General features: G+C 32.6%; 23 protein-coding genes and 1 pseudogene. 15 read left to right on the top strand and 9 right to left on the bottom strand.

The window, feature by feature from the left end; translation table 11 throughout:
• Nucleotides 1–2: 2 nt before the first annotated feature.
• From OEW74_RS03205 to OEW74_RS03180, 6 genes are all read left to right on the top strand, one after another.
• Complete coding sequence (locus OEW74_RS03205; protein WP_265427119.1) at nucleotides 3–755, top strand: glycosyltransferase family 2 protein; 753 nt, start codon at nucleotides 3–5, stop codon at nucleotides 753–755.
• Between the two features lie 61 nt (nucleotides 756–816).
• The gene (locus tag OEW74_RS03200) at nucleotides 817–1,764 is read left to right on the top strand and encodes a sugar transferase (protein WP_265427118.1); all 948 of its coding nucleotides are present in this window, start codon (nucleotides 817–819) and stop codon (nucleotides 1,762–1,764) included.
• Nucleotides 1,765–1,796: 32 nt separating this feature from the next.
• On the top strand, nucleotides 1,797–2,990 hold the full coding sequence (locus tag OEW74_RS03195; RefSeq protein ID WP_265427117.1) for a hypothetical protein: 1,194 nt from the start codon (nucleotides 1,797–1,799) through the stop codon (nucleotides 2,988–2,990).
• A gap of 16 nt (nucleotides 2,991–3,006) precedes the next feature.
• Nucleotides 3,007–3,552, top strand: coding sequence for a dTDP-4-dehydrorhamnose 3,5-epimerase (rfbC, locus tag OEW74_RS03190; protein WP_265427116.1), 546 nt, complete (start codon nucleotides 3,007–3,009; stop codon nucleotides 3,550–3,552).
• A 110-nt stretch (nucleotides 3,553–3,662) separates the two neighbouring features.
• The gene (gene rimO, locus OEW74_RS03185; RefSeq protein ID WP_265427115.1) at nucleotides 3,663–4,964 is read left to right on the top strand and encodes a 30S ribosomal protein S12 methylthiotransferase RimO; all 1,302 of its coding nucleotides are present in this window, start codon (nucleotides 3,663–3,665) and stop codon (nucleotides 4,962–4,964) included.
• 519 nt (nucleotides 4,965–5,483) lie between these two features.
• Nucleotides 5,484–5,855, top strand: coding sequence for a septal ring lytic transglycosylase RlpA family protein (locus tag OEW74_RS03180; RefSeq protein ID WP_265427114.1), 372 nt, complete (start codon nucleotides 5,484–5,486; stop codon nucleotides 5,853–5,855).
• Nucleotides 5,856–5,906: 51 nt separating this feature from the next.
• On the opposite strand, the gene OEW74_RS03175 is transcribed toward OEW74_RS03180, so the two are convergent.
• A complete protein-coding gene (locus OEW74_RS03175) occupies nucleotides 5,907–6,671 on the bottom strand; it encodes an exodeoxyribonuclease III (RefSeq protein ID WP_074231443.1) in 765 nt (254 codons plus the stop codon).
• Between the two features lie 66 nt (nucleotides 6,672–6,737).
• A complete protein-coding gene (locus OEW74_RS03170) occupies nucleotides 6,738–7,148 on the bottom strand; it encodes an MliC family protein (protein WP_265427113.1) in 411 nt (136 codons plus the stop codon).
• A gap of 238 nt (nucleotides 7,149–7,386) precedes the next feature.
• On the opposite strand from OEW74_RS03170, the gene OEW74_RS03165 reads away from it, so the two are divergent.
• Both OEW74_RS03165 and OEW74_RS03160 read left to right on the top strand, forming a co-directional pair.
• Nucleotides 7,387–11,175 (top strand): hybrid sensor histidine kinase/response regulator transcription factor, encoded by a 3,789-nt coding sequence (locus OEW74_RS03165; protein WP_265427179.1) that lies wholly within the window; start codon nucleotides 7,387–7,389, stop codon nucleotides 11,173–11,175.
• Between the two features lie 98 nt (nucleotides 11,176–11,273).
• Entirely contained in the window at nucleotides 11,274–12,521 is a 1,248-nt protein-coding gene (locus tag OEW74_RS03160) for a LamG-like jellyroll fold domain-containing protein (RefSeq protein ID WP_265427112.1), read from the top strand.
• 107 nt (nucleotides 12,522–12,628) lie between these two features.
• Here the strand turns inward: OEW74_RS03160 and OEW74_RS03155 are convergent, their stop codons facing one another.
• Nucleotides 12,629–14,176: a bifunctional response regulator/alkaline phosphatase family protein gene (locus OEW74_RS03155; protein WP_265427111.1), complete on the bottom strand. Its 1,548-nt coding sequence runs from the start codon at nucleotides 14,174–14,176 to the stop codon at nucleotides 12,629–12,631.
• Between the two features lie 247 nt (nucleotides 14,177–14,423).
• On the opposite strand from OEW74_RS03155, the gene OEW74_RS03150 reads away from it, so the two are divergent.
• The 7 genes from OEW74_RS03150 (at nucleotide 14,424) to OEW74_RS03120 (ending at nucleotide 21,064) form a co-directional block, all read left to right on the top strand.
• Nucleotides 14,424–15,629, top strand: a complete 1,206-nt coding sequence (locus tag OEW74_RS03150; protein WP_265427110.1) for an HD domain-containing protein — start codon at nucleotides 14,424–14,426, stop codon at nucleotides 15,627–15,629.
• A gap of 89 nt (nucleotides 15,630–15,718) precedes the next feature.
• The gene (gene lpxD, locus OEW74_RS03145) at nucleotides 15,719–16,750 is read left to right on the top strand and encodes a UDP-3-O-(3-hydroxymyristoyl)glucosamine N-acyltransferase (RefSeq protein ID WP_265427109.1); all 1,032 of its coding nucleotides are present in this window, start codon (nucleotides 15,719–15,721) and stop codon (nucleotides 16,748–16,750) included.
• Nucleotides 16,743–18,140 (top strand): bifunctional UDP-3-O-[3-hydroxymyristoyl] N-acetylglucosamine deacetylase/3-hydroxyacyl-ACP dehydratase, encoded by a 1,398-nt coding sequence (locus tag OEW74_RS03140; protein WP_265427108.1) that lies wholly within the window; start codon nucleotides 16,743–16,745, stop codon nucleotides 18,138–18,140. The genes lpxD and OEW74_RS03140 overlap by 8 nt, the downstream gene beginning before the upstream one ends.
• On the top strand, nucleotides 18,141–18,929 hold the full coding sequence (gene lpxA / locus OEW74_RS03135; protein ID WP_219242615.1) for an acyl-ACP--UDP-N-acetylglucosamine O-acyltransferase: 789 nt from the start codon (nucleotides 18,141–18,143) through the stop codon (nucleotides 18,927–18,929). It begins immediately after the preceding gene.
• 16 nt (nucleotides 18,930–18,945) lie between these two features.
• Nucleotides 18,946–19,290: a hypothetical protein gene (locus OEW74_RS03130; protein ID WP_265427107.1), complete on the top strand. Its 345-nt coding sequence runs from the start codon at nucleotides 18,946–18,948 to the stop codon at nucleotides 19,288–19,290.
• A 22-nt stretch (nucleotides 19,291–19,312) separates the two neighbouring features.
• Entirely contained in the window at nucleotides 19,313–19,876 is a 564-nt protein-coding gene (efp, locus tag OEW74_RS03125) for an elongation factor P (RefSeq protein ID WP_143883968.1), read from the top strand.
• A gap of 285 nt (nucleotides 19,877–20,161) precedes the next feature.
• A complete protein-coding gene (locus OEW74_RS03120; RefSeq protein ID WP_265427106.1) occupies nucleotides 20,162–21,064 on the top strand; it encodes an LpxD N-terminal domain-containing protein in 903 nt (300 codons plus the stop codon).
• An 89-nt stretch (nucleotides 21,065–21,153) separates the two neighbouring features.
• Here the strand turns inward: OEW74_RS03120 and OEW74_RS03115 are convergent, their stop codons facing one another.
• From OEW74_RS03115 to OEW74_RS03090, 6 genes and pseudogenes are all read right to left on the bottom strand, one after another.
• Nucleotides 21,154–21,846 (bottom strand): IS1 family transposase, encoded by a 693-nt coding sequence (locus OEW74_RS03115; RefSeq protein WP_265427105.1) that lies wholly within the window; start codon nucleotides 21,844–21,846, stop codon nucleotides 21,154–21,156.
• Nucleotides 21,847–21,980: 134 nt separating this feature from the next.
• Nucleotides 21,981–22,727, bottom strand: a complete 747-nt coding sequence (locus tag OEW74_RS19630) for an RHS repeat-associated core domain-containing protein (RefSeq protein ID WP_322645504.1) — start codon at nucleotides 22,725–22,727, stop codon at nucleotides 21,981–21,983.
• A gap of 7 nt (nucleotides 22,728–22,734) precedes the next feature.
• The gene (locus OEW74_RS03105; RefSeq protein ID WP_265427104.1) at nucleotides 22,735–23,280 is read right to left on the bottom strand and encodes a hypothetical protein; all 546 of its coding nucleotides are present in this window, start codon (nucleotides 23,278–23,280) and stop codon (nucleotides 22,735–22,737) included.
• 678 nt (nucleotides 23,281–23,958) lie between these two features.
• Nucleotides 23,959–24,148: pseudogene (locus OEW74_RS03100) on the bottom strand (RHS repeat-associated core domain-containing protein); the annotation flags it as partial.
• 3 nt (nucleotides 24,149–24,151) lie between these two features.
• Nucleotides 24,152–24,664 (bottom strand): hypothetical protein, encoded by a 513-nt coding sequence (locus OEW74_RS03095; RefSeq protein WP_265427103.1) that lies wholly within the window; start codon nucleotides 24,662–24,664, stop codon nucleotides 24,152–24,154.
• Between the two features lies 1 nt (nucleotide 24,665).
• The coding region (locus OEW74_RS03090; RefSeq protein ID WP_265427102.1) for an RHS repeat-associated core domain-containing protein at nucleotides 24,666–25,962 on the bottom strand (1,297 nt) is incomplete at its 5' end.

Here is a 25,962-nt window from a genome sequence, read left to right as displayed (position 1 = left end):
TTATGAAGATAAGTATTATCACAGTTTGCTGGAATAGTGAAAAATATCTTAAAACCGCTATTGAATCAGTTTTAAATCAGACATATCAAGATATTGAGTACATCATTATTGATGGAGGCTCTACTGATAGAACTCTTGATATTATTAAACATTACGAGCTATTATTTAAGGGAAGAATGAGGTGGGTTAGTGAAAAAGATAATGGAATCTATGATGCGATGAATAAAGGTATAAGAATGTCCACTGGAGATATTGTTGGGTTACTAAACTCCGATGATTTTTATACAACCAATACCTCCTTAGATAAAATTGCAGATACTTTCATTAAGGAAAATGTAGATTCTGTGTATGCTGATCTTTATTATGTGAAAGAACTGGAAACTGATAAAATTGTTAGAAGTTGGAAAACCGGAAAAATGCGACCATTTAGCGGTGGTTGGCATCCCGCTCATCCTGCTTTTTTTGTCAAAAAAGAGATTTATAACAAATATGGTACTTTTGATTTAAATTATAGAATTGCTGCAGATTTTGAAATAATGTTAAGGTTCCTGGAAAAGTATTCTGTTAATTCATTTTATTTAAAAGACTATATCGTAAAAATGAGATTGGGAGGCGAGTCTAATAAAAGTTTTGAAAACATAAAAAAAGGGAAAAATGAAATTATAAGTGCTTTTAAACAACACAATATAGCAATCCCTTTTTATTATCCTTACAAACGATGGTTGTCAAAATTGATGCAATATTTAACAAAATAAAGAATTTTTATAATATATTATTTATATTTGTAAGTATTCTACACAGATGATGGTCGTAAGCATGAAAAACTATTTAACTCTTTCAAGAATTTCTGAAAGATACCTCTTTGTAAATGTTAGTAATATCTCGGAGAAAATTTTTACTGAGGCTAACTTTGGTAAGTCTTATAAATGTGTTTTTTTCAATTCTCAGACTGATAAAAAAGAAATTTCAGAGTATATCTCCAAATTAAACGTTAGAACTATTGTTATTGAAACGTCCGATTTAAATTATTTGCCGAAGAAAGTAACAGATGATATTATAGAAGCTAAACTTAAAGGCATTAAAGTTTTTGAGGTACATGAATTCTATGAAAGGATCAATGGTAGAATTCCTTTGGTGAAACTCAATGCATTTCAGTATTTAGCTGATGATGTTTTTTCAATAGGTTTGGATCGATATGACTTTGCATTTAAAAGATTTATTGATATTTTTATCTGTATTCTTGTTTTACCATTTGCGTTAATCATTACTTTATTAGGTTGTATCGGTGTTTTTCTTAGTTCCCCCGGAAATGTTTTCTTTACTCAAGAAAGAGTGGGAAAGAATTCTAAAACATTTAAAATTTATAAACTCCGTACAATGACCAAAAAACATAATGGAGATTTTACAAAAGAAAAAGATGATAGAATATTTCCCGTAGGTAAATTTCTTAGAAAAACTAAAATCGATGAATTACCTCAGATATTTAATGTCATGAACGGTAATATGAGCATTATAGGTCCTCGTCCTGAGAGACCTAAATATGTGAAAGAATCTGTAGATGAAAATTCTTTTTTTGATTTAAGACACTTAGTAAAACCTGGTATCACGGGATGGGCCCAAGTAAACCTCCCTAAAGCAACACCAAAAGATAATCTTAAAAAATTAGAGTATGATTTGTTTTATATTAAAAGCTATACCCCTCTTTTAGATCTTAAAATTTTACTTAGAACAGTTAAAGTATTGTTTACTTTTAATAGTAATTGATTGCAATATCAAATTATCAAAATAATTTTATAATGTTTATGCGTTTTACTTTTATTTTTTTTGTTTTATTTTTCAACCTATCGCTCTCCCAAAATAAAGAAATTCCTATTTTCGCATTTCATGGGGTACCACCTGGAAGATTTTCTACAAAAGAACAATTTATTAGAATGAAAAGCGCAGGTATTAATATATGTTATACTGTGTATACTTCTAAAGAAGATGCTATCAAAGCACTTAATGCTTCACAGGCTGCTGGTACAAAACTGATAATTAATATTAGAGCTTTAAATATTGGCATTGAAAACGTTGTTAATCTTTTTAAAAACCATCCCGCATTATATGGATATGCTCTTGCTGATGAACCTAGTCCAAATTTATTTGCTGGTTTACAAAAAAATATTTTAGATATACGGAAACTTGATAATAAGCATGCTATTTATATTAACCTACATCCAAATTATGTTCCCAGAGAAGTAATAGATGGTTTGTCTTATGAAAAATATGTGAAAAATTTTGTTGAGCAGGTTCCGGTGCAATTTATTTCTTTTGATCATTATCCGATTGTCAAAAATGAGATTAGAGAAAATTGGTACGAAAACCTTGAGATCATTAGAAATATTAGTAATCAAAGTAATTTACCTTTTTGGGCTTTTGCCTGTTCTACAGTTCATTATAACTATCTACAACCTACTTTATCAGGTCTGAAACTTCAGCAATTCAGCAATTTGCTTTATGGAGCTCAAGTTTTACAATATTTTACCTATTGGACACTCACTTACGAAGATAATTGGGTGAAAGAAAAGTATGGTTATTCCATTGTGGATGGTTTGGGTAATCCAACATCTACATATAATTTAGTAAAAAAAGTTAATAAACAAATACAGAAATTGGCTTGGGTTTTTTTAGACTCCAAAGTAAATCAAATTTACCATATTGGTAACCAAATTCCTTTTGGCACGGTTAAGCTTAAATCAATTCCCAAAGAATTTCAAACATTTTCCACCAATGGAAAAGATGCAATTGTTTCTTTCATGTCAAATGGTAAAAATAAATTTATAATTGTTCAGAATAAATCTCTAACTCAAAATTTAAATTTTGATTATAAGATTAAAAAGAAATTAAGTAGAGTAAATAATACAACAGGTAAAAAAGAAAATTTATTATCTTCCAAAAGATATGAATCAAATATTTTACCTGGAGATATATTAATATTTACTTTAAATTAATAAGACTGTATAGAAAATGAAAATAAAAACGACCCCTTTAAAAGACTGCTACATTATAGAACCAACAATCTTCGAAGACGACAGAGGATATTTCTTTGAAAAATTTAACGAAAAGAAGTTTGAAGATTTAACCGGAATGAATGGTCATTTTGTACAGGATAATATTTCAAAATCATCTTATGGTGTTTTGAGAGGTTTGCATTTACAAAAAGGTGAGCATGCACAAGCGAAACTAGTTTCTTGCCTAGAAGGAAAAGTTTGGGATGTTGCAGTTGATCTTAGAGAAGATTCTCCAACTTTCGGAAAATGGTTTGGTATAGAGCTTACTCCAGAAAATAAACTTCAACTTTATGTACCGAGAGGTTTTGGGCATGGTTTTTCCGTCATAAGCGAAACTGCAGTTTTTGCTTACAAATGCGATAATTTTTATAATAAAGAATCTGAGGGAAGCGTTAAATATAATGATGAAGATTTACAAATAGATTGGAAGCTGGATGAAAAAGATATGATTCTATCTGAAAAAGATAAAGATTCTCCTTCTTTTGCCGATAAAAACTTTTAATTGTTTATAATCAATATAAATAGAGAACCGAATCATCGGTTCTTTTTTTTATTCTTAAATTTGCACCCACAAAAATTACTGATTACTAATTACTTATTATTCAATATAAAATGCGCACAAAATCTGTAGGTAAGAAAAAGATAAATATCGTCACGTTGGGATGCTCCAAAAACGTTTACGACTCTGAAGTGTTGATGAGCCAGCTGAAAGCCAACGGAAAAGAAGTTGTGCACGAAGATAGAGGAGATATCGTAGTAATCAACACTTGCGGTTTTATCGATAATGCAAAAGAAGAATCGATTAACACTATTCTAGATTTTGTTGAAGCCAAAAATAGAGGCGAAGTTGAGAAGGTTTTCGTTACAGGATGTCTTTCAGAAAGATATAAACCGGATTTGGTGAAAGAAATTCCTGATGTTGACCAATATTTTGGTACGAGAGATCTTCCGATTTTGTTGAAACATTTAGGAGCAGACTATAAACATGAATTGGTTGGTGAAAGATTAACAACTACCCCAAAACATTACGCTTACCTTAAAATTTCTGAAGGGTGCGACAGACCTTGTTCGTTCTGTGCAATTCCTTTGATGAGAGGAGGTCACGTTTCTACGCCGATTGAGAAGTTGGTAAAAGAAGCTCAGAAATTAGCCAAAGTAGGAGTAAAAGAATTGATTTTAATTGCTCAGGATTTAACGTATTACGGTTTAGATATTTATAAAAAGAGAGCTTTAGGTGAACTTTTAAAAGAATTGGTAAAAGTAGAAGGAATCGAATGGATTCGTCTTCATTATGCTTTTCCAAGCGGTTTCCCGGAAGATGTTTTAGATATTATCCGTGAAGAGCCGAAAGTTTGTAATTATATAGATATTCCGCTTCAGCACATCAATTCAGATTTGTTGAAATCGATGAAGCGAGGTACAACGCACGAAAAAACAAATGCTTTATTAGACAAGTTCAGAGAGAAAGTTCCGGATATGGCAATCAGAACGACTCTAATTGTAGGTTATCCTGGTGAAACGGAAGAAAGATTCCAGGAATTGAAAGAATGGGTAAGAGAGCAGAAATTCGACAGATTAGGATGCTTCACTTATTCGCATGAAGAAAATACAGGAGCTTACGTTTTGGAAGACGATATTCCGCAGGAAGTAAAAGAAGCTAGAGTAGAAGAAATTATGGAACTGCAGTCGCAAATTTCTTGGGATAAGAATCAGGCGAGAATCGGGGAGGTTTACAAATGTATCTTCGACAGAAAAGAAGGCAACTATTTCGTTGGTCGTACAGAATACGATTCTCCGGATGTAGACAATACGGTTTTGGTTTCTGCAGAAGACACTTACATTTCTATTGGTGACTTTGCCAATGTGAAAATTACTTCAGCAGAAGAATTTGATTTGTACGGAGAACTTGTGTAAGCTTAAAGATAAAAAGCTAAAAACCAATGATTTTTTTCATTGGTTTTTTATTTTCGGTAAAATTAAGGTTTTGCTTTTAGTTAAATTTTTGAAAAAGATAGTGTCCAAATTCTTTTCCAGCAGAAAATATTCCTATTAAAATCACCGTCAAAACAAGAATAAGCAGGATTTTATTGTTTTTTAATTTTTCCATAGCATTTTATGATTTACAAATAAGTAGAATGTTTTTTTAATTAGTTACAACGATTTTTATAAGTTTTAAAAATCATTTAAGTTATTGATTTGCAGATATATGGATATTTAACAAATACTGAATTATGCATCAATTAGTTAATTATATTAACATTTATGTGTTTTTTTTAACATTTTTTAACACTATGATTTAAAGTCCCTATTTATAGGCAGTTATAAGATTAATTAAGTTTTATTTAAGTTTTACTTAACGTTTGTTAACATTTAAAATAGGTAGCTAAAAAGTTTCCGTATACTTTTGCCTCGTCAAACAAGTAAAAGTTCAAAATGATGAAAAGATTCATTCTCGTAATCATAATGATGATTTCAACACTAGGTATTTATTCATTTACGAATAATACTGTAGATGCGAAGAAAACAAGTTATGCATCGTACTACCACGATAAATTTAACGGTAGAAAAACAGCAAGCGGTGAGATTTTTGATAATTCAAAACTTACTGCAGCGCACAGAACGCTTCCTTTTGGTACTGAAATTAAAGTAACCAATCTGAATAATGGAAAAGAGGTAATTGTAACGGTTAATGATAGAGGGCCTTTCCATTCATCAAGAGTTTTAGATATGTCTAAAGCCGCGTTCGATGAAATCGGAAATACCGATAGAGGTACAATTCCGGTGGAATATGAAATTGTCGATTAATTTATGATTTAAATTAGAAAGCCAGCTAAATTTTAGCTGGCTTTTATTTTTTTAGAGGTTAAACTCGATCAAAGCAGGGCAATGATCAGAATGCACGGCTTCTTTTAAGATAACCGCTCTACTGAGTTTATCTTTTAAAGAATAAGAAGCAAAGTTGTAATCTAATCTCCAGCCTTTGTTATTAGCTCTTGCATTTTGTCTGTAGCTCCACCAGGTATAATTGTCCGGTTCGTTATTAAAAAACCTGAAACTGTCAATCAATTCGCATTCTTCGATGAAATTGGTCATCCATTCTCTTTCCATTGGCAAAAAGCCCGAAGTATTTTTCAAACCTACAGGATTATGAATGTCAATCGCCTGATGACAAATATTAAAATCTCCTGAAATAATAAGATTCGGAATTTCTTTCTTTAAATTTTTAATATACTCTAAAAAATCATGGCAAAACTGCATTTTAAATTCCAGTCTTTCAATATTAGAAGCAGAAGGAACGTAGACAGAAATTACTGAAAATCCGTCAAAATCTGCACGGATGATTCTTCCTTCGTTATCATAGCTTTCAATTCCGCAACCGTATTCTACATGATTGGGTTTTGTTTTAGATGCAATTCCGACTCCACTGTAGCCTTTTCTCTGTGCAGAATGCCAATAACTGTGATATCCTGCTTTTTCAAGACTCTCGATGTCAATTTGGTCATTTCCTGCTTTACTTTCCTGAATGCAGATAATATCCGGGTCTGCAGTTTTCAGCCATCCTAAAAAATCTTTGGTAAAAGCGGCTCTGATACCGTTGACGTTGTAGGTAATTAATCTCATAAAATAAATATAAAAGCAAAGTTATAAAAACAAATGCCGGTTTTTGTACCGACATTCATAACTTGTTTATTTTTTGCTTTTAAAAATTAACTTTCCGTCTTTGTGAAGTTCGTTTTCATTTCCTTTGCCTCGTAATTCGTAATGGTCATTTTTATACCAGATTCCTGATGCCGGTTTTTGACCTTCCAATTCTATCGTTTCACCATTAAATACTAAAGTAGCCGTATTTTTTGTGTTGTTAAATGTTACGTCTAATTTTTTTCCATCTTTATCAGAAAGAGTAGTTTTAATAATTTCAGAGTTAGATTCTGTTTTATTACTTGCCAAAGAATCACTTGTCGATTGATTGGTAGAATCTGTAGGAGAACTCATGATAGAATCTGAGCCTAAAGCGGGTTCTGCTGTTTTGTTTTCTTTTTTACACGCTGCTAAAGTTAATACCGCAACAAACGAAGCTGCCAAAATGCTTTTAGTCATAATTATATTTATTTAGGGTAAAAAAATTATTTCAAATTAAATACCAAAACCCTGTGAATTAAATTAATTAACAGATATGAATTGATATTTGAGTTACTCTGTAGAAAAAACATTTTTTTAATAAGTATATTGCGAATTTAAATAATGAATGGCTTGTATGTTTAAAGTTAAATTTTTTCTTCTCTTTTTTATTTTTAGTTTACAAATATTTTTCTCTCAAAATATAAGGCATTTGTCTGTGGATGAAGGTTTGCCACAGTCTTTTGTTTCAGCTTTGGAACAAGATAACGAAGGTTTTGTATGGATAGGAACCCGAAACGGGCTTTCCCGATATGATGGGAAAAATTTTAAAACTTTTCAACATCATTTTAACAACGAAAATTCTTTAGCTTCAAATACGGTAGATTATTTAAGAAAAAGCAGCGAAAATGGTCTTTGGATAAAATACGAAACTGCAGGAATCGACTATTTTGATATAAATTCCGGAAAGATTAATCATATTATTGATGCAGATTTTTTAGATAAAAATAACATTGCTATTCATCGCAAATCTTGGTTGGTAACGGAGGATGGCTTTTTGTGGTTTAAAAGTTCAGCAAATGAAATTTTTAGCTTCGATATTCAAAGAAAAATTTTGAAACGCCAAAACCTAAACCTTCATTCTGATGAGATCATTTATAATATATTAGAAGACAAAAAACAGAATATCTGGATATTAACGCAGAAAAACCTCAAGATTTTTACTAAAAAAACGAATAGATTTACAAATATTCCTATTCCTTATACTATGTTTGCTGATAAACTTCAGCAAAATAATAAAGAAGCTGCATTATTTCATCAAAGAAAAAATGGGGAATTAATGTGGGCAGATAAAGAAAAGTTTTATTTTTTTGATCCTAAGAAAAGAGCTTTCAGAAACGAAAAACTGCCGTTTTTGCCTATTTATAATATTAAATTGCTCAGTGCAGATTCTCAAGGTAAAGAATATTTTGTTGCAGATCATACTATTTATAGTTATGATCATGCTTTAGGTTTTAGAAAAACGGCTGCTCTCAATTTAGAAAAAAACAGACCGCCGCAAGCTTTTCTTGTTGATAATTCTGGTTTGTTATGGATTGGCGGAGATGCGGAAGGAATTTATACAATAGACCCTAAACTCGATTTTCAGTCTTTTTCTTTTGAGAAAGATTTCACCACCGATCTCTTAAAAAATTATTATGGAGTTTCCGTTTCCAATTTTTATAATTGGCAGGACAGGAACGGAGTTTTACCTTCTTCCTATTTCCTTAGATCCGTAACAACACAAAATAAAAACTGGATTGCCCTAAATCGCATTGTTTCTTATTATGATCATCTGCAGAAGAAAATTTTCCGTTTACCTGAATTAAAAAGTGAAAGTTTTGCTCCTATAAAAGGAATCAGTCTTTATGGTGAGTCACCGATTGTAATTGATGATCTTAACAATATTTATATTTTCGATCAACCAAAATGGAAACTTTTATTTTCATCAAATCAATTTAAATCTAATATAACTCCAACGAATATTTATTTTGACCAAAAAACAAAAATCCTTTGGGTTACAACAGAATCTCACGGTATCATTAAAGTGAATTTTGGCACAAAGAAAATTGATTATATAAAAAATAATACGAAAGATTTTCCGGTCAATCATTTGATTTCTCTTACTCCTGATCCTAAAAATGATAATATTTTGTGGATAGGGAGCAACGACGGACTGATTCAATTTAATAAAAATGATAATAAGGTTAAAATATTTTCCGGAAGAGAAGGTTTTCCCGATAATGTAATCTATTCTATTCTTCCTGATAAATCCGGGAATTTATGGATGGGAACCAATAAAGGGCTTTTGAAATTTGATCCTAAAACATATAAACTAAGAATCTTTACCCGTTCTCATGGTTTAGAAAATATTGAATTTAACAGGTTTCATCAATTGATGCTTCCCGATGGAAAATTGGCTTTTGGTGGTGCTAAAAGTGGAGTAGTTTTCAATCCTGAAGATATTAAGAAAGATAATTTTTCTCCTCCTACAGCAATTACACAAATTACGCTTAATAATGAGAAAATCAATCTTGCCGAAAGAAACCTGAATCCTGTAAACCAAATTAAAGAACTTTCTGTAGAGTATTTCGAAAATACGGTTTCTATAAGTTTTGCGGCTCTTCAATACAACCAACCTCAACAAATTCAGTATCGTTATCGCCTGAAAGGGTATCAGGATGAATGGATTTTTGCAAGGAATAATACAGAAGCTGTTTTTACAAAACTTCCGCCCGGAACGTATATTTTCGAGGTAAATGCTACCAACACAACAGGGAATTGGAGCAACCTCATCAAATCTTTAACAATAAAAGTAACGCCGCCTTGGTGGAAAACTTGGTGGGCGATAATATTTTATTTAATTGCATTGATTGGCGGTATTTTTTGGTTTGTAAGATTTAAAATTAATCAGGAAATTATTAAAAATTCAATAAAGCTAAAGCAAAAAGAAGCTCAGGAACTGCGCAGACTCGATAAAATAAAGACAAAATTCTTTGCCAATATTGCTCACGAATTCCGAACTCCGTTGTCTTTGATTGTAGGACCTGCAGAACAGCTGAAGTCTGTAGATTCTCAGGATGAAAAAGAAAAGCTATTTGGTACAATTAAGAAAAATACAAACAGTTTGATCCATCTTACCGATCAGTTAATTGATGTAGCTAAGCTTGAAGCAGGAGTTTTAAAACCTCATTTTGTATGGGGCGATGTGGTTCCTGTCATTTCCAATATTGTGAATGCTTTTTTAGAAACCGCTAACGAAAAGGGTATTACACTTAGTTTAGAATCTCCGGAAAAAGCCGAATTCTTATTTTCGATCAATACTTTAGACCGCATTTTATATAATTTGATTTCAAATTCCATTAAATTTTGTGAAAATGGGGATGCGATTACAGTAAAAGTACATCAAGAAAAGAATGGTTTGTCTATTCAGGTTATCGATTCCGGAGCCGGGATTCCTGAAAACGAACAACTGGAAATTTTTGAAAGATATTTTAAAGGCTCCAACCAAGATCTGTTGCAGGGAAATGGTTTGGGACTTTCGCTTGTGAAAGAGCTTGTTGATCTGCATCATGGAACGATCAATATGAAAAGTTCTACTCAAGATCCTTCAGGAACTACGTTTTCAATTTGGCTTCCTTTTGAATCTCAGAAAGATCAATCGGTTAAAAAAATAGATTCACAAAATAATTCAGAAGACAAAGCGACAATACTCGTTGTGGAAGATCACGAAGAGTTGGCGCAGTTTATTGCAGGAAATTTGGCAGATTCATATCATGTTTTAACTGCGGAAAATGGCAAAAAAGCACTAGAAATTACTCTTGAAAAAATGCCGAATCTTATTCTGAGTGATGTAGCAATGAGCGAAATGGATGGTTTTGAGTTTTGTAAAGCTGTAAAAACAGATGTTAATATCAATCACATTCCTATCATTATGCTCACGGCAAAAGCAGACTCTGAAAGCAAACTTGAAGGTCTCTCTCTTGGAGCCAACGACTATATAGTAAAACCTTTCAGTATAGATGAACTTAAATTAAGAATAGAAAATCTGTTGAATTTGCAGAACCGTCAATATGAATATTTTCAGAAAAACTTTTTGCAACCCGAAGCAAATATTGTGGAACCTGAAACAAAACAACCCGATGTAACAGAGAATCTGCATCAGGAATTTCTTAATCGAATTTATGAAATCATTGATGAAAATTTAGATGACAATAATTTCAGCGTTGATGAGCTAGCTTCTGAATTATCTATGAGCAGAACAAGTCTTCACCGAAAAGTAAAGATGATGTTCAATATTCCTACAGGAGAAATTATTAAAATTTACAGACTCAAAAAAGCTGCAGAGTTTTTAAAGCAAGATTATAGTGTTTCTGAAGTAGCTTATATGACCGGATTTAATACACCTTCTTATTTTACCAAGTGTTTTAAAGAGTATTTTGGCAAAACACCCAATACATACCACTAAATAAGCGGGTTGCAACGAGAATGATAGTTTTTGCAACGAGATTACACTTCTGCTTTTGGATCGAAATGTAATTTAGGCAAAACAAAATTATTCTAAATATGTATAAAAATCTACTTAAGAGCAAAGTGAAATTTGCAACATTATTTACCGTTTTATTAGGATCAGTTTCTGGAGTAAATGCTCAGCAGAATGCTCTTCATTTTGACGGAACCGATGATTATATTCAAACCACTTATCCCGGAGTTTTAGGAAATGCGCCTCGTACAGTAGAAGCATGGATAAAATTGCCAACAACTACGTCGGGTGAAAATTTGGTGACAACTTGGGGATCTGACAATGTAAACGGAGGAAGATTTACTGTAAGGATTAATAATGTGAGCGGATTATATAAGTTGAGAATTGAAAACAAAGGAGGTGGAATAAACGGTACCGTTACTCTTAGCGACGGAAACTGGCACCATATTGCTGTAACCTATGACAACAGTTTGTCTACCAATAAATATAAATTGTATGTAGACGGAAGTCTAGATACACAAGGTGATATTAGTACTGCAACCAATACATTGTCTCTTACCAATATGATTATCGGAAGAAGAATTAATCCAAGTTTTGGAGGATTTTTCAATGGAAGTATAGATGAAGTTCGTGTTTGGGATAAAGCTCTTACATTGGCAGAAATTCAAGCCAATATAAATTATCAGTTTTGTACAGCACCTGCAAATTTAGTAGCTTATTTTAAAATGAACGAAGGAACCGTAAATTCAAATAATACTACCGTAACTTCTATAAATAGTACTGCGGGATCTTATACAGGTACTTTAAACAACTTTGTTTTAAATGGTACAACTTCCAACTTTATTTCAGGAGCAACTTCTCTTCAGACACCAAATATCAATAATACAGTTACAGTTTCCGGAGCTACACTTACAGCTACACAAACAGGAGCAACTTATCAATGGGTAAACTGCGGTAACGGAAGTAATATTGTAGGAGCAACTGCACAGTCTTTTACGCCTAGTACAGCAGGAAATTATTCGGTAGTTATTACACTTGCAGGTTGTACACAAACGTCTTCTTGCCAATCGGTAACTTTGGGGGTGAATGATATTGTAGCCATTCCTGAATTGACTTTATCACCAAACCCTACAAGCGGAATTTTAAAAATCAAGGCTAAAAATGAAATCGAAAAAGTAGAAATCACAAACGTTACAGGCCAGACATTAATGAATTTTCAGCCCAATTCTGCAAATGCAGAACTCAATATATCTCAGCTGAAAGAAGGTGTTTATTTGGTAAAAGTTAGTTCAAAACAACAAAGCCAAGTTTACAAAATAATCAAGAAGTAGTTTTTTTTTCATAAATCATTATTACCTAATCCATATTAATGATTAAGCCTCTTCAGATATTGAAGAGGCTTTTGTATTTTTTCTGAGAAAAAAATATAGAATAAAAACTATTGTTTCGGCTCCAGAATACTAATAGGAATAATACATTCTTCCAAAGAAATTCCGCCGTGCTGATAAGTTTCTTTATAATAATTTACAAAGTGATTGTAGTTTTTAGGATAGGCTAAAAATGTATTGTTTTTGGCAAAAATATATTTTGAGCTCAGATTTCCTTTAGGTAAAAACAGTTTTTCAGGATTGCTCACTGCCCAAACATCTTTATCATCATACGTTAAGCTTTTTCCTGTTTTGTAACGGATGTTGGTTGAGGTTTCTCTGTCACCAACAACTCGGCTTGGTTTTTTTACATAAACGGTTCCGTGATCGGTTGTAATCACCAATTTAAATCCGCTTTCTGCAGCAAGCTTAATGATTTTAACTAATGAAGAGTTTTCAAACCAATTTGAAGTCAATGATCTGAAAGTTTTATCATCTCTTATTAATTGATCTACAATGTGATTATCGGTTTTTGCATGCGAAAGAATATCGATAAAGTTGTAAACAATTACCAAAAGATCGTTGTTTTTGTGCTGATTGAAGTCGTCATAGATTTTTCTTTCAAAATCGGCATTCAAGACTTTTAGATATTTCATCGATTTAGAACTTAAACCAACTCTTTTCATTTGATCTTCTAAGAAATCGCGCTCAAACTCATTTTTGTTTCCTTCTTCATTGTCATTAAACCATTTTTCTGGGAAACGTTTTTCAATTTCTGAAGGCAAAAGTCCTGCAAAAAAAGAATTTCTTGCATATTGTGTCGCAGTTGGAAGAATACTGTAATAATAATCTTCTGAAACTTTATTGTAATATTTGGTGAAAAGAGGCTCGATTACTCTCCATTGATCGTATCTTAAATTATCGATCATCAAAAGAAGAACTTTTTCTTTTTCAACTTCTGGTTTTACTTTATCTTTAAATAAAGTATGGCTCATCATTGGTTTCTCTGAACCATTCAACCAGTCTTCGTAATTGTTTTCGATAAATTTTGCAAACTGAATATTGGCTTCCTCTTTTTGCGACTGAAGAAGATCTGCAAACTCATTATCGGTAACTTTATCAAATTTAAGCTCCCAATTCACGATTTTTTTATAGTATTCTGCCCAATCTTGGTACGTTCTCAGATAAGAAAGTTCCATTGATAGGTTTCTGAATTCCTGCTGATATTGAAGAATTGTTTTCTGCTCAACCAAATTTTCTTCCTGAAGATTCTTTTTCAATGAAAGCAAAATCTGGTTAGGGTTTACAGGTTTTAAAATATAATCTGCAATCTGCGAGCCGATAGCTTCTTCCATGATATGTTCTTCTTCGCTTTTGGTTACCATCACGATTTTCAAAGAATTGTCTTTTTCTTTAATCATCGGGATTGCTTCCAGACCGGAAATTCCCGGCATATTTTCGTCGATTAACGTTAAATCAAATTTTTCAGAATCAATAAGTTCTAAAGCCTCATTCACGTTGTTCACCGGAGTTACAGCGTAACCTTTCTTTTCAAGAAAAACGATATGGGGTTTTAGTAAATCTATTTCATCATCAATCCATAATATTTTGTTTGACATATAAGTTTATTTTTTATGCGAAATATGGTATCAAAACTGCGACCAAAACTTTATAAAACCTCACAAAATAAGGGGTCTAAAAGTTAAATCTTAGTTAAAGATTTTTATCTCAAATTATTGCATGAAGATAAGATAAATACTGCGATTTGTAAACAAATTTTAATGTTTATATTCTAAAATAATAATCAGCTGTTTTCTTTGAATTGACTTTAAAAACCTAATTTTGCAATAGTCTCAGAATATTTCCATGCAGAATAAGCTTAAAATCATCAACGATCCGGTACACGGTTTCATCAAAATTCCTCACGAAATCTTATTTGATGTTATCGAACATCCTTATTTCCAAAGATTAAGAAGGATTTCTCAAACCGGGCTTTTAAATTTAATTTTTCCTGGAGCAACGCATACAAGATTTCATCATGCAATTGGCGCGATGCATTTGATGTTTACTGCTTTGGAAACTTTAAAGCAAAAAGGAGTTGCCATTTCTGTGGAAGAGGAAAAAGGGGCGATGTTGGCAATTTTGATGCACGATATTGGTCACGGCCCGTTTTCTCATGCTCTGGAAAGTATGTTGATGGATGATTGGCATCACGAAAATCTTTCATTATTATTAATGAACAGGCTGAATGATGAATTTGACGGACAGTTATCAACAGCGATAGAAATGTTTCAGGGGAAATATCACAGAAAATTTTTTAATCAACTTATCAGTTCGCAGTTGGATGTCGATCGTTTAGATTATTTAAACAGAGATAGCTTTTTCACGGGAGTTTCAGAAGGAAATATCAATACACAAAGGATTATTTCAATGATGAATGTCTGTGAAGAAGAACTGGTGATTGATGCAAAAGGTGTTTATTCTATCGAAAACTTTTTGACGGCAAGAATGTTTATGTATTGGCAGGTTTATTACCATAAAACAGCAGCTTTAGCAGAATTTATTTTGGTAAAAATCCTCGAAAGAGCAAAATATCTGGTTTCAGAAGGAATCGATTTACCCGCAACTGAAAATTTAAAATATTTCTTAAACAGAGGGAAAAGTGCGGCAACTGATGAAGATGTTGAGCGTTTTACACAACTTGACGATAATGATATTGTTCAGGCGATGAAATTATGGCAGAAATCAGAAGACTTTGTTCTTGCTTATTGGTGTAAATGTGTGATTCAGCGTAATTTTCCTAAAACAATTATCTCATCGCATCCTTTTGATGATAAATTTATTGAAGAAAAAATAAAGAATACTAACGAATTTTTTGGAATCGATAACGGTGGTGAATTAGTTCATCAGATTACAAGAAGTTTACTTCCTTATGATACAGAAAAACAACCTATTTATCTTCTTCAGAAAAGTGGAAAGGTTTTGAAACTGGATGAGTCGGAAGATCAGCTTTTATCAGGATTGATCGTACACAAAACAAAGAGATATATTCTCGCATTTCCAAGAATGTGATGCTTAATTTTTCTTAAATATTATTAAAATCGATATTCCATAAACTAAAAAATGTTTGCGAATAAGAGAATTTCTTATCTTTGCAGAATATGGAATTTACAGCTTCGCAAATTGCAAGTTTTATTGACGGAAAAATTATAGGTGACGAAAACGCACTTATTACCGGAGTTTCACCGATCGAGAGCGGAGAATCCGGCCATCTTTCTTTTGTTGCGCAAGATCGTTTTGCGCATCACTTAGAGACTTCGCAATGTTCGGTACTTATTGTTACCGAGACCCTTATCAATAAAGATCAATATAATCCTACTATTATAGCTGTAAAAGATGCTTATCTTTCTTTTCAGATTTTAATGAATCTGTATCAGGAAATGCAGGGCAAAAAAGAAGGTATTGAAGATGGATCTTCTATTCACGATACTGCTGTTATAGGAGATAAAGTTTACATCGGAACTTTTACTTATGTTTCAGAAAAGGCTAAAATTGGTGAAGGTACACAGATTTTTCCTCAAGTGTACATTGGTAAAGGAGTGAAGATTGGTAAAAACTGTAAAATCGATAGTGGCGCAAGAATCTATGATTACTGCATTATTGGTGATAACTGTGTGATACATTCTAATACCGTTATTGGCGGTGACGGATTTGGTTTTCAGCCTACTCCGGAAGGTTTCCAAAAAATTCCTCAGTTAGGAAATGTTATTATTGAAGATAATGTGGAAATTGGTTCTAATTGCAGTATCGATAGAGCTACAATTGGTTCTACAACCATCGGAAAAGGCACAAAAATCGATAACTTGATTCAGATTGCACACAATGTAAAAATCGGCGCCAACAATGTAATTGCTGCACAAGCAGGAATTGCGGGTTCTACTACGATTGGAGATTGGAACCAAATTGGCGGTCAGGTGGGAATCGTAGGTCATATAAAAATAGGAAATCAGGTAAAAATTCAGGCGCAAAGTGGAGTAAATTCCAGTGTTAATGATAAAGATACCGTTTATGGTTCTCCTGCGATCAGTTATAACGACTATCTTAGAAGCTACGTGCATTTCAGGAATCTTCCTGAGCTTGCGAAAAGAATAAATAATCTTGAGAATAACTCAAAAGATCATACTAATGAGTGATATGCAAAAAACCCTTCAGGAAGAGGTTACTCTTTCTGGAATCGGTCTTCATACTGGTAAAGAAGTAAAATTGACCATTAAACCTGCAAAAGAAAATACAGGTTTTGTTTTCGTACGAACAGATCTTGAAGGAAGACCTCATGTAGAAGCAGACGTAAATTACGTTGTGGCTACAGAAAGAGGAACTACTTTAGAAAAGCTTGGCGTTAAAATCAATACCTGCGAACATCTTTTAGCTGCTTTGGTTGGTTGCGACATCGACAATGCTGTTATGGAAATGGATGCTTCAGAACCTCCAATTTTAGATGGTTCTTCAAAGTTTTTTGTTGAAGCAATCGAAAGTGTTGGTATTGTAGAACAGGCTGTTGCAAGAGAATATCTTGTAGTAAAAGAAGTATTGAGCTACAGCGACCCGGCAACAGGTTCAGAAATTACAATTATCCCTTCAGATCATTACGAAGTGACTACTATGGTAGATTTTGGGACTAAAGTTTTAGGAACTCAGAATGCTACCCTTAAAAATATTTCAGAATTTAAGGAAGAAATTTCTTCTGCAAGAACATTCAGCTTTTTGCATGAATTAGAAATGCTTCTTGATCACGGTTTAATCAAAGGCGGAGATATTTCAAACGCAATTGTTTACGTTGACAAAGATCTTACTCCTGAAACCACTGAAAAACTGAAAAAAGCTTTCGGTAAAGACAACGTTTCAATAAGACCAAACGGAATTTTAGATAATTTAAATCTAAACTATCCAAACGAAGCGGCAAGACACAAATTATTAGACGTAATTGGTGATTTGGCTTTAACGGGTGTTAAAATTAAAGGAAAAGTTATTGCCAATAAACCTGGGCATTTTGTAAATACTCAGTTTGCTAAAAAGCTAAACCGTCAGTGGAAATTACAGAAAAAGAAAAACGTTCCTGAGTTTGATTTAACAAAAGAGCCTGTTTTCGATATCAATGGAATTATGAAGTTGATGCCTCACAGACCACCGTTTTTGTTAATTGATAAAGTACTTGAACTTTCTGATTCTCATGTGGTTGGTTTGAAAAATGTTACAATGAATGAACCTTTCTTCGTTGGACATTTCCCTAAAGAACCAGTAATGCCCGGAGTTTTACAAGTAGAAGCTTTAGCACAAACCGGAGGTATTTTGGTTTTGGCAAGCGTACCTGATCCTGAAAATTATTCAACTTATTTCATTAAAATTGATAAAGTGAAATTTAAGAGAAAAGTTGTTCCGGGTGATACAATGATTTTCAAAATTGAATTAATCGAGCCTATCAGAAGAGGAATTGTTCACATGCAGGGTTACGGATATGTTGGTGATACTGTAGCGGTAGAAGCAGAATTAATGGCTCAAGTTGCAAAAAATAAAATTGACTAAATGATTCATCAATTAGCGGCCGTAGATAAACGTGCAAAAATTGGCAGAAATGTAGTAGTAGAACCTTTCACAACAATTGCTGCAGATGTGGAGATTGGTGAAGGTACATGGATAGGATCTAATGTAACCATTATGGATGGTGCAAGAATCGGAAAAAACTGTAAAATTTTCCCGGGAACGGTAATTTCTGCAATTCCGCAGGATTTAAAGTTTGATGGAGAAGATACACAAACCATCATCGGAGACAACACTACTTTGAGAGAATGTGTGACAGTAAATAAAGGCACAAAAGCTTTAGGATACACCAAAGTGGGAGATAACTGTCTGATTATGGCAACTTCTCACGTAGCCCACGATTGCATCATCGGGAACAATGTAATTATTGCAAACGGTTGTGGAATTGCGGGTCACGTTGAAATAGGTGATTTTACGGTAATGGGTGGTCTTTCTGCGGTTCAGCAATTCGGTAAGATCGGGAAACATACGATGGTTTCCGGTGGATCATTAATCAGAAAAGATATTCCGCCTTACATTAAAGTTGCAAGAGAACCCATTTCTTACGCCGGGATCAATTCTGTAGGTTTAAGAAGAAGAGGTTTTACCAACGATAAGATCTTTGAAATTCAGAAAATTTACAGATATATCTTTCAGATGAAAATGAATGTTACACAGGCATTGGTTTACATCGAAAAAGAAATGCTTCCAACGGCTGAAAGAGATGAGATCTTAGAATTCATCAAAAACTCTCCGGGAGGTATTGTAAAAGGATACGGAACAGGTAAAGAATAATTTTAAGCTTGAAATAATGAAGACTTTAGTTTTGATTTTTACAGTTTTATCAACATTTGTTTTTGCTCAGCAGAAGAGAAATTCATCTTCAGATAATGATTCTTTGGCGGTAAAAAATGTAAATTCTATTCTAACCCATTCAAAAAAATCTTTTTCAAATTTAAATTCAGATCTAAAGAGTTCATCAGAAGTGAATAAAAATTTAGACCAGCTTTTAATCAACACAATCAATTTCAATACGGTTATTAATAATCGTTCTGTAACCTCTACGGATGCAGGAACATTTTATAAACCGAGAGTTGATGCAATGGATATGCTTGGAAGAAAAGTTTTGAGTCTTCAGGTCTACAAATCAAAATAAAGAAAATAATACATAAAAATTAATGGCAACAAGTAACGATATCAGAAAAGGTCTTTGCATCGAATACAGCAATGATATTTTTAAAGTAATCGAATTTCTTCACGTAAAACCAGGGAAAGGTCCTGCTTTCGTAAGAACAAAATTAAAATCTGTAACCAACGGTAAAGTAATCGATAATACTTTCTCTGCAGGTCACAAAATTGACGAAGTAAAAGTTATTACTAGAAAATTCCAGTATCTTTATGATGACGAGAATGGTTTCCACTTTATGAATAACGAAGATTTTTCTCAGTTGTATTTAAACAAAGAAATGATCGAAAACTCAAACCTGATGAAAGCGGGTGAAGAAGTTACCATCATTTTAAAAGAGGCAGACGAAACTCCACTTTCTGCTGAATTGCCACAATCAGTTTATCTAGAAGTTGTAGAAGCAGATCCAGGTGTAAAAGGAAATACTGCTACCAACGCCCTTAAAAACGCAATCGTTGAGACAGGAGCAAGAGTAATGGTTCCTTTGTTCATCGAGCCGGGTGACAAAATCAAAGTGAGCACAGAAGACGGTTCTTACTTAGAAAGAGTAAAGTAAAAAATATTGCAGGAAGCTGGAAGCGTGAAGTTTTCCAGCTTTCTTATTATAAAAGCTTTTTGACGATGTTCAGGAGCCTTTTTTATTTTTATGGCAGCAATTTCCGCCTTTAGTTTATCCTGAGCTTGTCGAAGGATCTCACTCAGGTCGGGCTGCAATGTAGACAGAAAAACAAATTTTGTCAGAACATCAGATCTTGACGAAATTCATTCAAAACATCAAGTAACCTTGTCAAGGTTCAAAACCTTGACAAGGTTGATTTAAACTAAAACATCATTCAAAAATATGACGTTTCATCAGCCACAAAAACTCAAAACAATTGCAGATCTTATCGGAGCAAAATTCATTGGCTCTGAAGATTTTGAAGTTTTGGGAACCAACGAAATTCACAGAGTAAAATCTGGCGAAATTGTTTTCGTCAATCACCCAAAATATTACGATAAAGCTTTAAACTCTGCAGCAACCATTATCTTGATCGATAAAGAAGTAGAATGTCCGGAAGGTAAAGCGCTTTTGGTTTCACACGATCCTTTCAGAGATTTCAATAAAATAAATACACATTTCACAAGAATTTACAACTTCACCGAAACGCTTCATGATGTTGAAATAGGAGAGGGAACAAAAATTCATCCTTCAGCAGTTTTAGGAAATAATATTACCATCGGAAAAAACACTTTAATTTTTCCAAACGTTGTCATTGGTGACCGAACTGTCATTGGGGATAATGTTGTCATTCAATCGAACACCGTTTTAGGAGGTGATGCATTTTATTACAGAAAACTCAACGGAAATTTCGACCGCTTGATCTCTGTAGGAAACTTAATTATCGAAAACAACGTAGAAATTGGGAACGGTTGTACCATCGATAGGGGAGTTACAGATTCTACGATTATTGGTGAAGGTTCTGTTTTAGATAACCAGATCCAGATTGGTCACGATACCGTAATCGGAAAAAAATGTTTGATTGCTTCACAAGTTGGCGTTGCAGGATGCTGCATTATTGGTGATGAGGTAACTCTTTGGGGACAAGTGGGTATCGCTTCCGGGAATACCATCGAAAGCGGAACCGTACTTTTAGGTAAAACGGGAGTTAACCGAGACCTTAAAAAAGGAACCTACATCGGAATGTTTGCCGAAGATTACAAAACTTACCTTAAAAAAGAGGTGAAATTGAGAAATCTGGAGTAAATAAATTAGCTGTCTGTTTTTTATATCTGTAAAAAAGGTCTCAAATTTTTTCAGATATAAAAAACAGATATCTAAAGTGAACATTATGCTCAAAAGTATATTTTTAGAACAGATGTTAAAATTGAAATACTTTTACTAAAGCAAATCGTTTTTCTGTTTAGTCTTTTTAGATGAGTTCTTATACTCAAATTTTTTCGTTCAATTGAATTTGTTACGAATCTTTTGGTTTGATGAATTTCTTTTGGAATTAAATATTGATAGTTTCTGAGTTTATCGGTATAAATCTTTTCGGGTTTTGAATAGAGTAAAGTTTTAATAACTGAATTTAGGGTTTTACTTGTTCTTTTTCCAATATGAAATCCTGCGATTGACTTTGTTTCTTTATTGATTGCATAAACCAGCCATTGCGGATTTGATTTTTTTCTGAGAAAAAGCCTCATTTCATCGAGTTCATAAGATTGATTATAAGAAATTTTAGGTGGATGTATCGCATCAGCAATTTTAATAATTCTTCTAAGTAAAGTGGTTGTTGAGATTTTTAATATCCTTGCTGTACTTCTTATTCCTAAGCCTTCTTTGGTCAATTGAATTATTTTCGAATTGATATTCTTTTTATAAGCTTTGTAACTATAAAATTCTATAAATCTGTTTTTGCAATTTTTACAGAAATACTGTTGTTTTCCTGTTTTTGTAGTACCGTTTTTAATGATGTTTTTTGAATAACATTTGTTACAAATTTTGCTATCACTAACTCTGATACATGAGGAATGATCTTCAATCATTTAAATGTGTTTTTTTCTACAAAAATAACAAGAGTAGGGGAATGCCTACTCTTGATTTGATTATTTATATTTTAATGAACATTGAAAATCAATGATTTAATTTTTTGAAAATTAATATCACTAACTCTGAAATACTACCCAATATTACTATTGCTTGTATTAATTGCTTCAGTTCTAGTATTTCCATTTACTTTATCTTCGGCTTTTAAGGCTTTATCGTGTGCCTTCATATAATCAGTGTATATCTTTCCTCCTACAACTGATGAATCAGATTTAGTCTTTCCTAAATCACCATTACCCAATCCCATTTTGCTTTTTTCATACTGTTCTACATGTTCGTGTATTAAAGCTCCAGCACTACTTGTTCCGCCTTTACCGGCTTTATCAAGCTCAACTATATCTGCTATATCAATATCACCCGTTTGCCAATTTCCCATATCTGCATAAATACTCCTTTCAACAACTTTTTGATTGACTTTTTCATCTGCACCAACAACAGCATTATAATTATCATAGAAAGCTTGCTGTTCTTTTGTTATAGTGGCATCTTTATTAATCATATTGAGAGTTACCTTATAATTACTTGTACCAGTAATTTGGGTATAAACAGCTTCATATTTTCCACCTAATGTATTTTTAACTAAATCTTTATAAGATTGTTCCGCTGTTGCCGTAGCAAACGAAAGAATTAATTCATTTCCATCTGGATCAGTAAAAGTAATAGGGTTATTCCAAACATAGCTGTATGCTTCATGGGTGTATTGACTTCTTGGATCTACGACGCCCCATCTTCCAATATCCGGCATATAGAACCTCGCTCCATAATCATACATTCCGGTCTCTTGGAGTTCTTTACCGTTGTACTTGTAGTGATAAGCAATGCATTAACTACCAAGAATTTCTGTACATTATTTCTAAAATACTTTTTAAATAATTAAGATTTTTATTAGACTTATTTTTTTCAAAATTTAATGAATGGTATGCTAAATATTTTGAAATTACAATTCCATTTTTTTTTACAATCAATAGGTAAATATTTTTAGAAGTATCTTTGTTACAGTTTTCATAATATAAACCATAATCTAAAAGTTCCAAGCTTTCTAAAATAGTCTTAAAATCCTTCTTTTTAAAACTTAAGCTTTGATTTTTTTGAAGATAATTCTTATAACCAACATTTTTCTTATCACTGTTTTTTAGAATAGTAATTCTTCCATCACTATTATCTCCTGTGATAAACAAAATAACTTCATAATTATTACTTGTATCATTACCATTAAGTATACTTTTATAATTATCCGGCATTGTAATGTTTTCATATACTCTGTCAAATTCTTCTATTTTTTTTGTTTCTATCACATTGCAATCTAAATTTCTTACGAAATTCTGGCCTTTACATGAGACAAGAAAAAATGTTAATAATAATAAATATTTCATCTTATTTTATATCGGTTATTTTATACACTCTATTTAAGTAGTCATTGGCATTGTAAGGATTATTTTCTAATAATTTTAACGGAACAGTCTGTAATTGCATTTTTAAAAATGATTTTGGATCATATCTCATGAGTTGTGCTGAATATTCATTAGATAACTTCATATTTTTAACTCCATTATTTATCAATTCTCCTCTGATAATATTTTCTATATGTGATGCTCTACGCTCTCTGTTTTCCACATAACTATTGAAAGCTGATATCTTAAATTCCGGCATTGAGCTTAGATCAGGAGCTGACATTTCTCCTTCAATACCTTTCATCTTTAACCAGGCATGACCTCCTTCATGTGCTACGGTAGTTTGAATATTAGCTTCAAGACTGGAAACCCCATCTAAATATTTATCACTGCCATTTCCTATTCCCATTTTTATTGTTGTACCTCCATCATCATTTTTAACAGTGCTTCCACCATTTTCTTTTGTTGCAAAAATAGTATGGGTTTTACTATCTTTTTCCAAATCATTATAAATCAAGGATGCTGTTTCTGAATTATTAACCACTTCTCTATATTGTTTTTTCAATTCTCTCCGTGCTTCTCTATATTCTTTTCTTGAAGAAAATGTTTTACTCAATTCTTCATCATTTTGAACATCGCCCCATGATGCCCACCTTATTCGCATTCCATCTGGATCAATAAATCTGATTGGATTATTGTAAGCATAAGTATAAGGTGACCAACGTCTAGAAGTTTCCGCCAGTGGATCTACAACACCCCATCTTCCAATATCCGGCATATACATCCTTGCGCCATAATCATACATTCCTGTTTCCTGAAGTTCCTTCCCGTTGTACTTATAATTATAGCTAATTTATTTTTTAATCATATCTAACAATAATAATCCAAGAAAGTTATAAACTTCCTTTCTCATTGGTACAGGACTGATACCTACTGTTAAAAAATATTCTCCATAACGCTTTTTAGCTGGAGTATTATATGAGAAATACGTCGGCAAACCTGTTGTCGTTTTTATTGCATTCTTTTTATAAAATTCAGAATCGAAACTAATACTTTGATTAACATAACTATCTATATCAAATAATAATCTTAATTCTTTATTCTTTAATACAGTTATATCTTGTAATTCATAATTATTATCGGGATTGTCAGCTGTAAATTTCAGATCATAATACTTTTCACCATTCTTTACAATTAAATGTAGTTTATATTGTGTCCCGTAAAAAATATAAATTTTGTTTGCTAAATAATATTTATATGCTTTTTCTATGTTATCAATTTTGGGATTGAAATAAGCTGATGAATTATTTTGAGAATAAGAGATTATACCTAAAAATAGAAATATTGACAAAAAAATTGTTTTCATATTATTTAATTAGTGGTTGTTTATTGAAATCAGGAACTTTTTGTCCATTTGAATGTATTGGATTTGTCCCGTCACGCATTGTTGTAATTCCCATTACACGCCTAACCATGTTTTCATATCTTATAGCATTATTCTGATTTATAGTTCCTGTAGTTCCCTTAGAAAATGCCTTACCGTGTCCAAAACCTTCATGGAAAGTTGTTAACGACCTTTTGCCTTCTAAATGATTGGTATCAGCAGTATTCATGATAAATGCATAAGCTCCTTTTTCTGTAGAATAAGCAAAACCCTCCTTACCTGCATCAACAATGCTTTGGCCTTTAATATCAGTAGAGGGTCCTGTGTAACCAAATGTATCACTAGAATATTTTGCAAATACTTTTTGACCCGCAGGAGATAACTTAGCGTTTACATCATCAACATATTCAAAAACAAATTCTTTATCTGAATTAATAGCATCGTAAACACTTGTTGCTAAAGCTAGGTCATCATCTTTTAAATTTTCACTTGCCTTTTTAAATTTTCCTTCATCAATCTTATCAAACGAAGCTTTATCATTTTTGCTGCCTCTAGTTAATAAAGCACGGAAAGAATCAAACTTTTTGTCACTAAAGACATCATTAAAGTCTTCATGAACCTTCGCCGCTGAATTTGAATCTGAACCACGTACAATATCTTCATTCATCATACCATCGGGATCTATAAAACGGATTGGATTATTGTAAGCGTAAGTATAGGAACTCCAACGTCTGGAAATTTCCGCCAATGGATCTACAACACCCCATCTTTCAATATCCGGCATATACATCCTTGCGCCATAATCATACATTCCTGTTTCCTGAAGTTCCTTTCCGTTGTACTTGTACTGATAAGCATTATCAAAACTATGAGTCTGTGCATTATGCATCAAACCAAAAGGATAATAATTCGTTACACCTTCAGCCTCACCTGTGATGATGTAATTATTACAAACCTGTCCATCGGGAGTATCATAACAATTGTTCACCACAATATCTCCTGTAACTTCACCATTTCCGTCTGCATCGCTGTAGCTTATTCTTACATTTCCAAGATGATCGGTATAGTTATAAAAATACCTGTTACGTAATGCATCAAAATAACCTTCTGAAGTAGGGATGATTCTTAATCTCATTTCATCATTTATCATGCTTCCTGATTCATCTTCCCATGCATTGGTAAACTTATACTGAAAGCCATCGAGGTAATCTGTTTCCAAACCATTAAAGAGCTTCTTTACTTTTATTCTGTCAAAAAAGAGCAACCAGTAATTACTCTTT

This window comes from Chryseobacterium sp. YIM B08800 (assembly GCF_026163565.1).
GTDB lineage: Bacteria > Bacteroidota > Bacteroidia > Flavobacteriales > Weeksellaceae > Chryseobacterium.
Note: the sequence above shows the minus strand (reverse complement) of the source record. Positions and strands in the feature narration are given on the sequence as shown.

Coding starts and splice junctions, on each gene's coding strand:
- OEW74_RS03115 (WP_265427105.1), bottom strand. CDS start 21,846: ATGATTGAAGATCATTCCTCATGTATCAGAGTTAGTGATAGCAAAATT.
- OEW74_RS03155 (WP_265427111.1), bottom strand. CDS start 14,176: ATGTCAAACAAAATATTATGGATTGATGATGAAATAGATTTACTAAAA.
- OEW74_RS03175 (WP_074231443.1), bottom strand. CDS start 6,671: ATGAGATTAATTACCTACAACGTCAACGGTATCAGAGCCGCTTTTACC.
- OEW74_RS03120 (WP_265427106.1), top strand. CDS start 20,162: ATGACGTTTCATCAGCCACAAAAACTCAAAACAATTGCAGATCTTATC.
- rimO (WP_265427115.1), top strand. CDS start 3,663: ATGCGCACAAAATCTGTAGGTAAGAAAAAGATAAATATCGTCACGTTG.
- OEW74_RS03150 (WP_265427110.1), top strand. CDS start 14,424: ATGCAGAATAAGCTTAAAATCATCAACGATCCGGTACACGGTTTCATC.
- rfbC (WP_265427116.1), top strand. CDS start 3,007: ATGAAAATAAAAACGACCCCTTTAAAAGACTGCTACATTATAGAACCA.
- lpxA (WP_219242615.1), top strand. CDS start 18,141: ATGATTCATCAATTAGCGGCCGTAGATAAACGTGCAAAAATTGGCAGA.
- lpxD (WP_265427109.1), top strand. CDS start 15,719: ATGGAATTTACAGCTTCGCAAATTGCAAGTTTTATTGACGGAAAAATT.
- OEW74_RS03160 (WP_265427112.1), top strand. CDS start 11,274: ATGTATAAAAATCTACTTAAGAGCAAAGTGAAATTTGCAACATTATTT.
- OEW74_RS03095 (WP_265427103.1), bottom strand. CDS start 24,664: ATGAAAACAATTTTTTTGTCAATATTTCTATTTTTAGGTATAATCTCT.
- OEW74_RS03170 (WP_265427113.1), bottom strand. CDS start 7,148: ATGACTAAAAGCATTTTGGCAGCTTCGTTTGTTGCGGTATTAACTTTA.
- OEW74_RS03200 (WP_265427118.1), top strand. CDS start 817: ATGAAAAACTATTTAACTCTTTCAAGAATTTCTGAAAGATACCTCTTT.
- OEW74_RS03180 (WP_265427114.1), top strand. CDS start 5,484: ATGATGAAAAGATTCATTCTCGTAATCATAATGATGATTTCAACACTA.
- OEW74_RS03130 (WP_265427107.1), top strand. CDS start 18,946: ATGAAGACTTTAGTTTTGATTTTTACAGTTTTATCAACATTTGTTTTT.
- OEW74_RS03195 (WP_265427117.1), top strand. CDS start 1,797: ATGTTTATGCGTTTTACTTTTATTTTTTTTGTTTTATTTTTCAACCTA.
- OEW74_RS03205 (WP_265427119.1), top strand. CDS start 3: ATGAAGATAAGTATTATCACAGTTTGCTGGAATAGTGAAAAATATCTT.
- OEW74_RS03140 (WP_265427108.1), top strand. CDS start 16,743: ATGAGTGATATGCAAAAAACCCTTCAGGAAGAGGTTACTCTTTCTGGA.
- OEW74_RS03105 (WP_265427104.1), bottom strand. CDS start 23,280: ATGAAATATTTATTATTATTAACATTTTTTCTTGTCTCATGTAAAGGC.
- efp (WP_143883968.1), top strand. CDS start 19,313: ATGGCAACAAGTAACGATATCAGAAAAGGTCTTTGCATCGAATACAGC.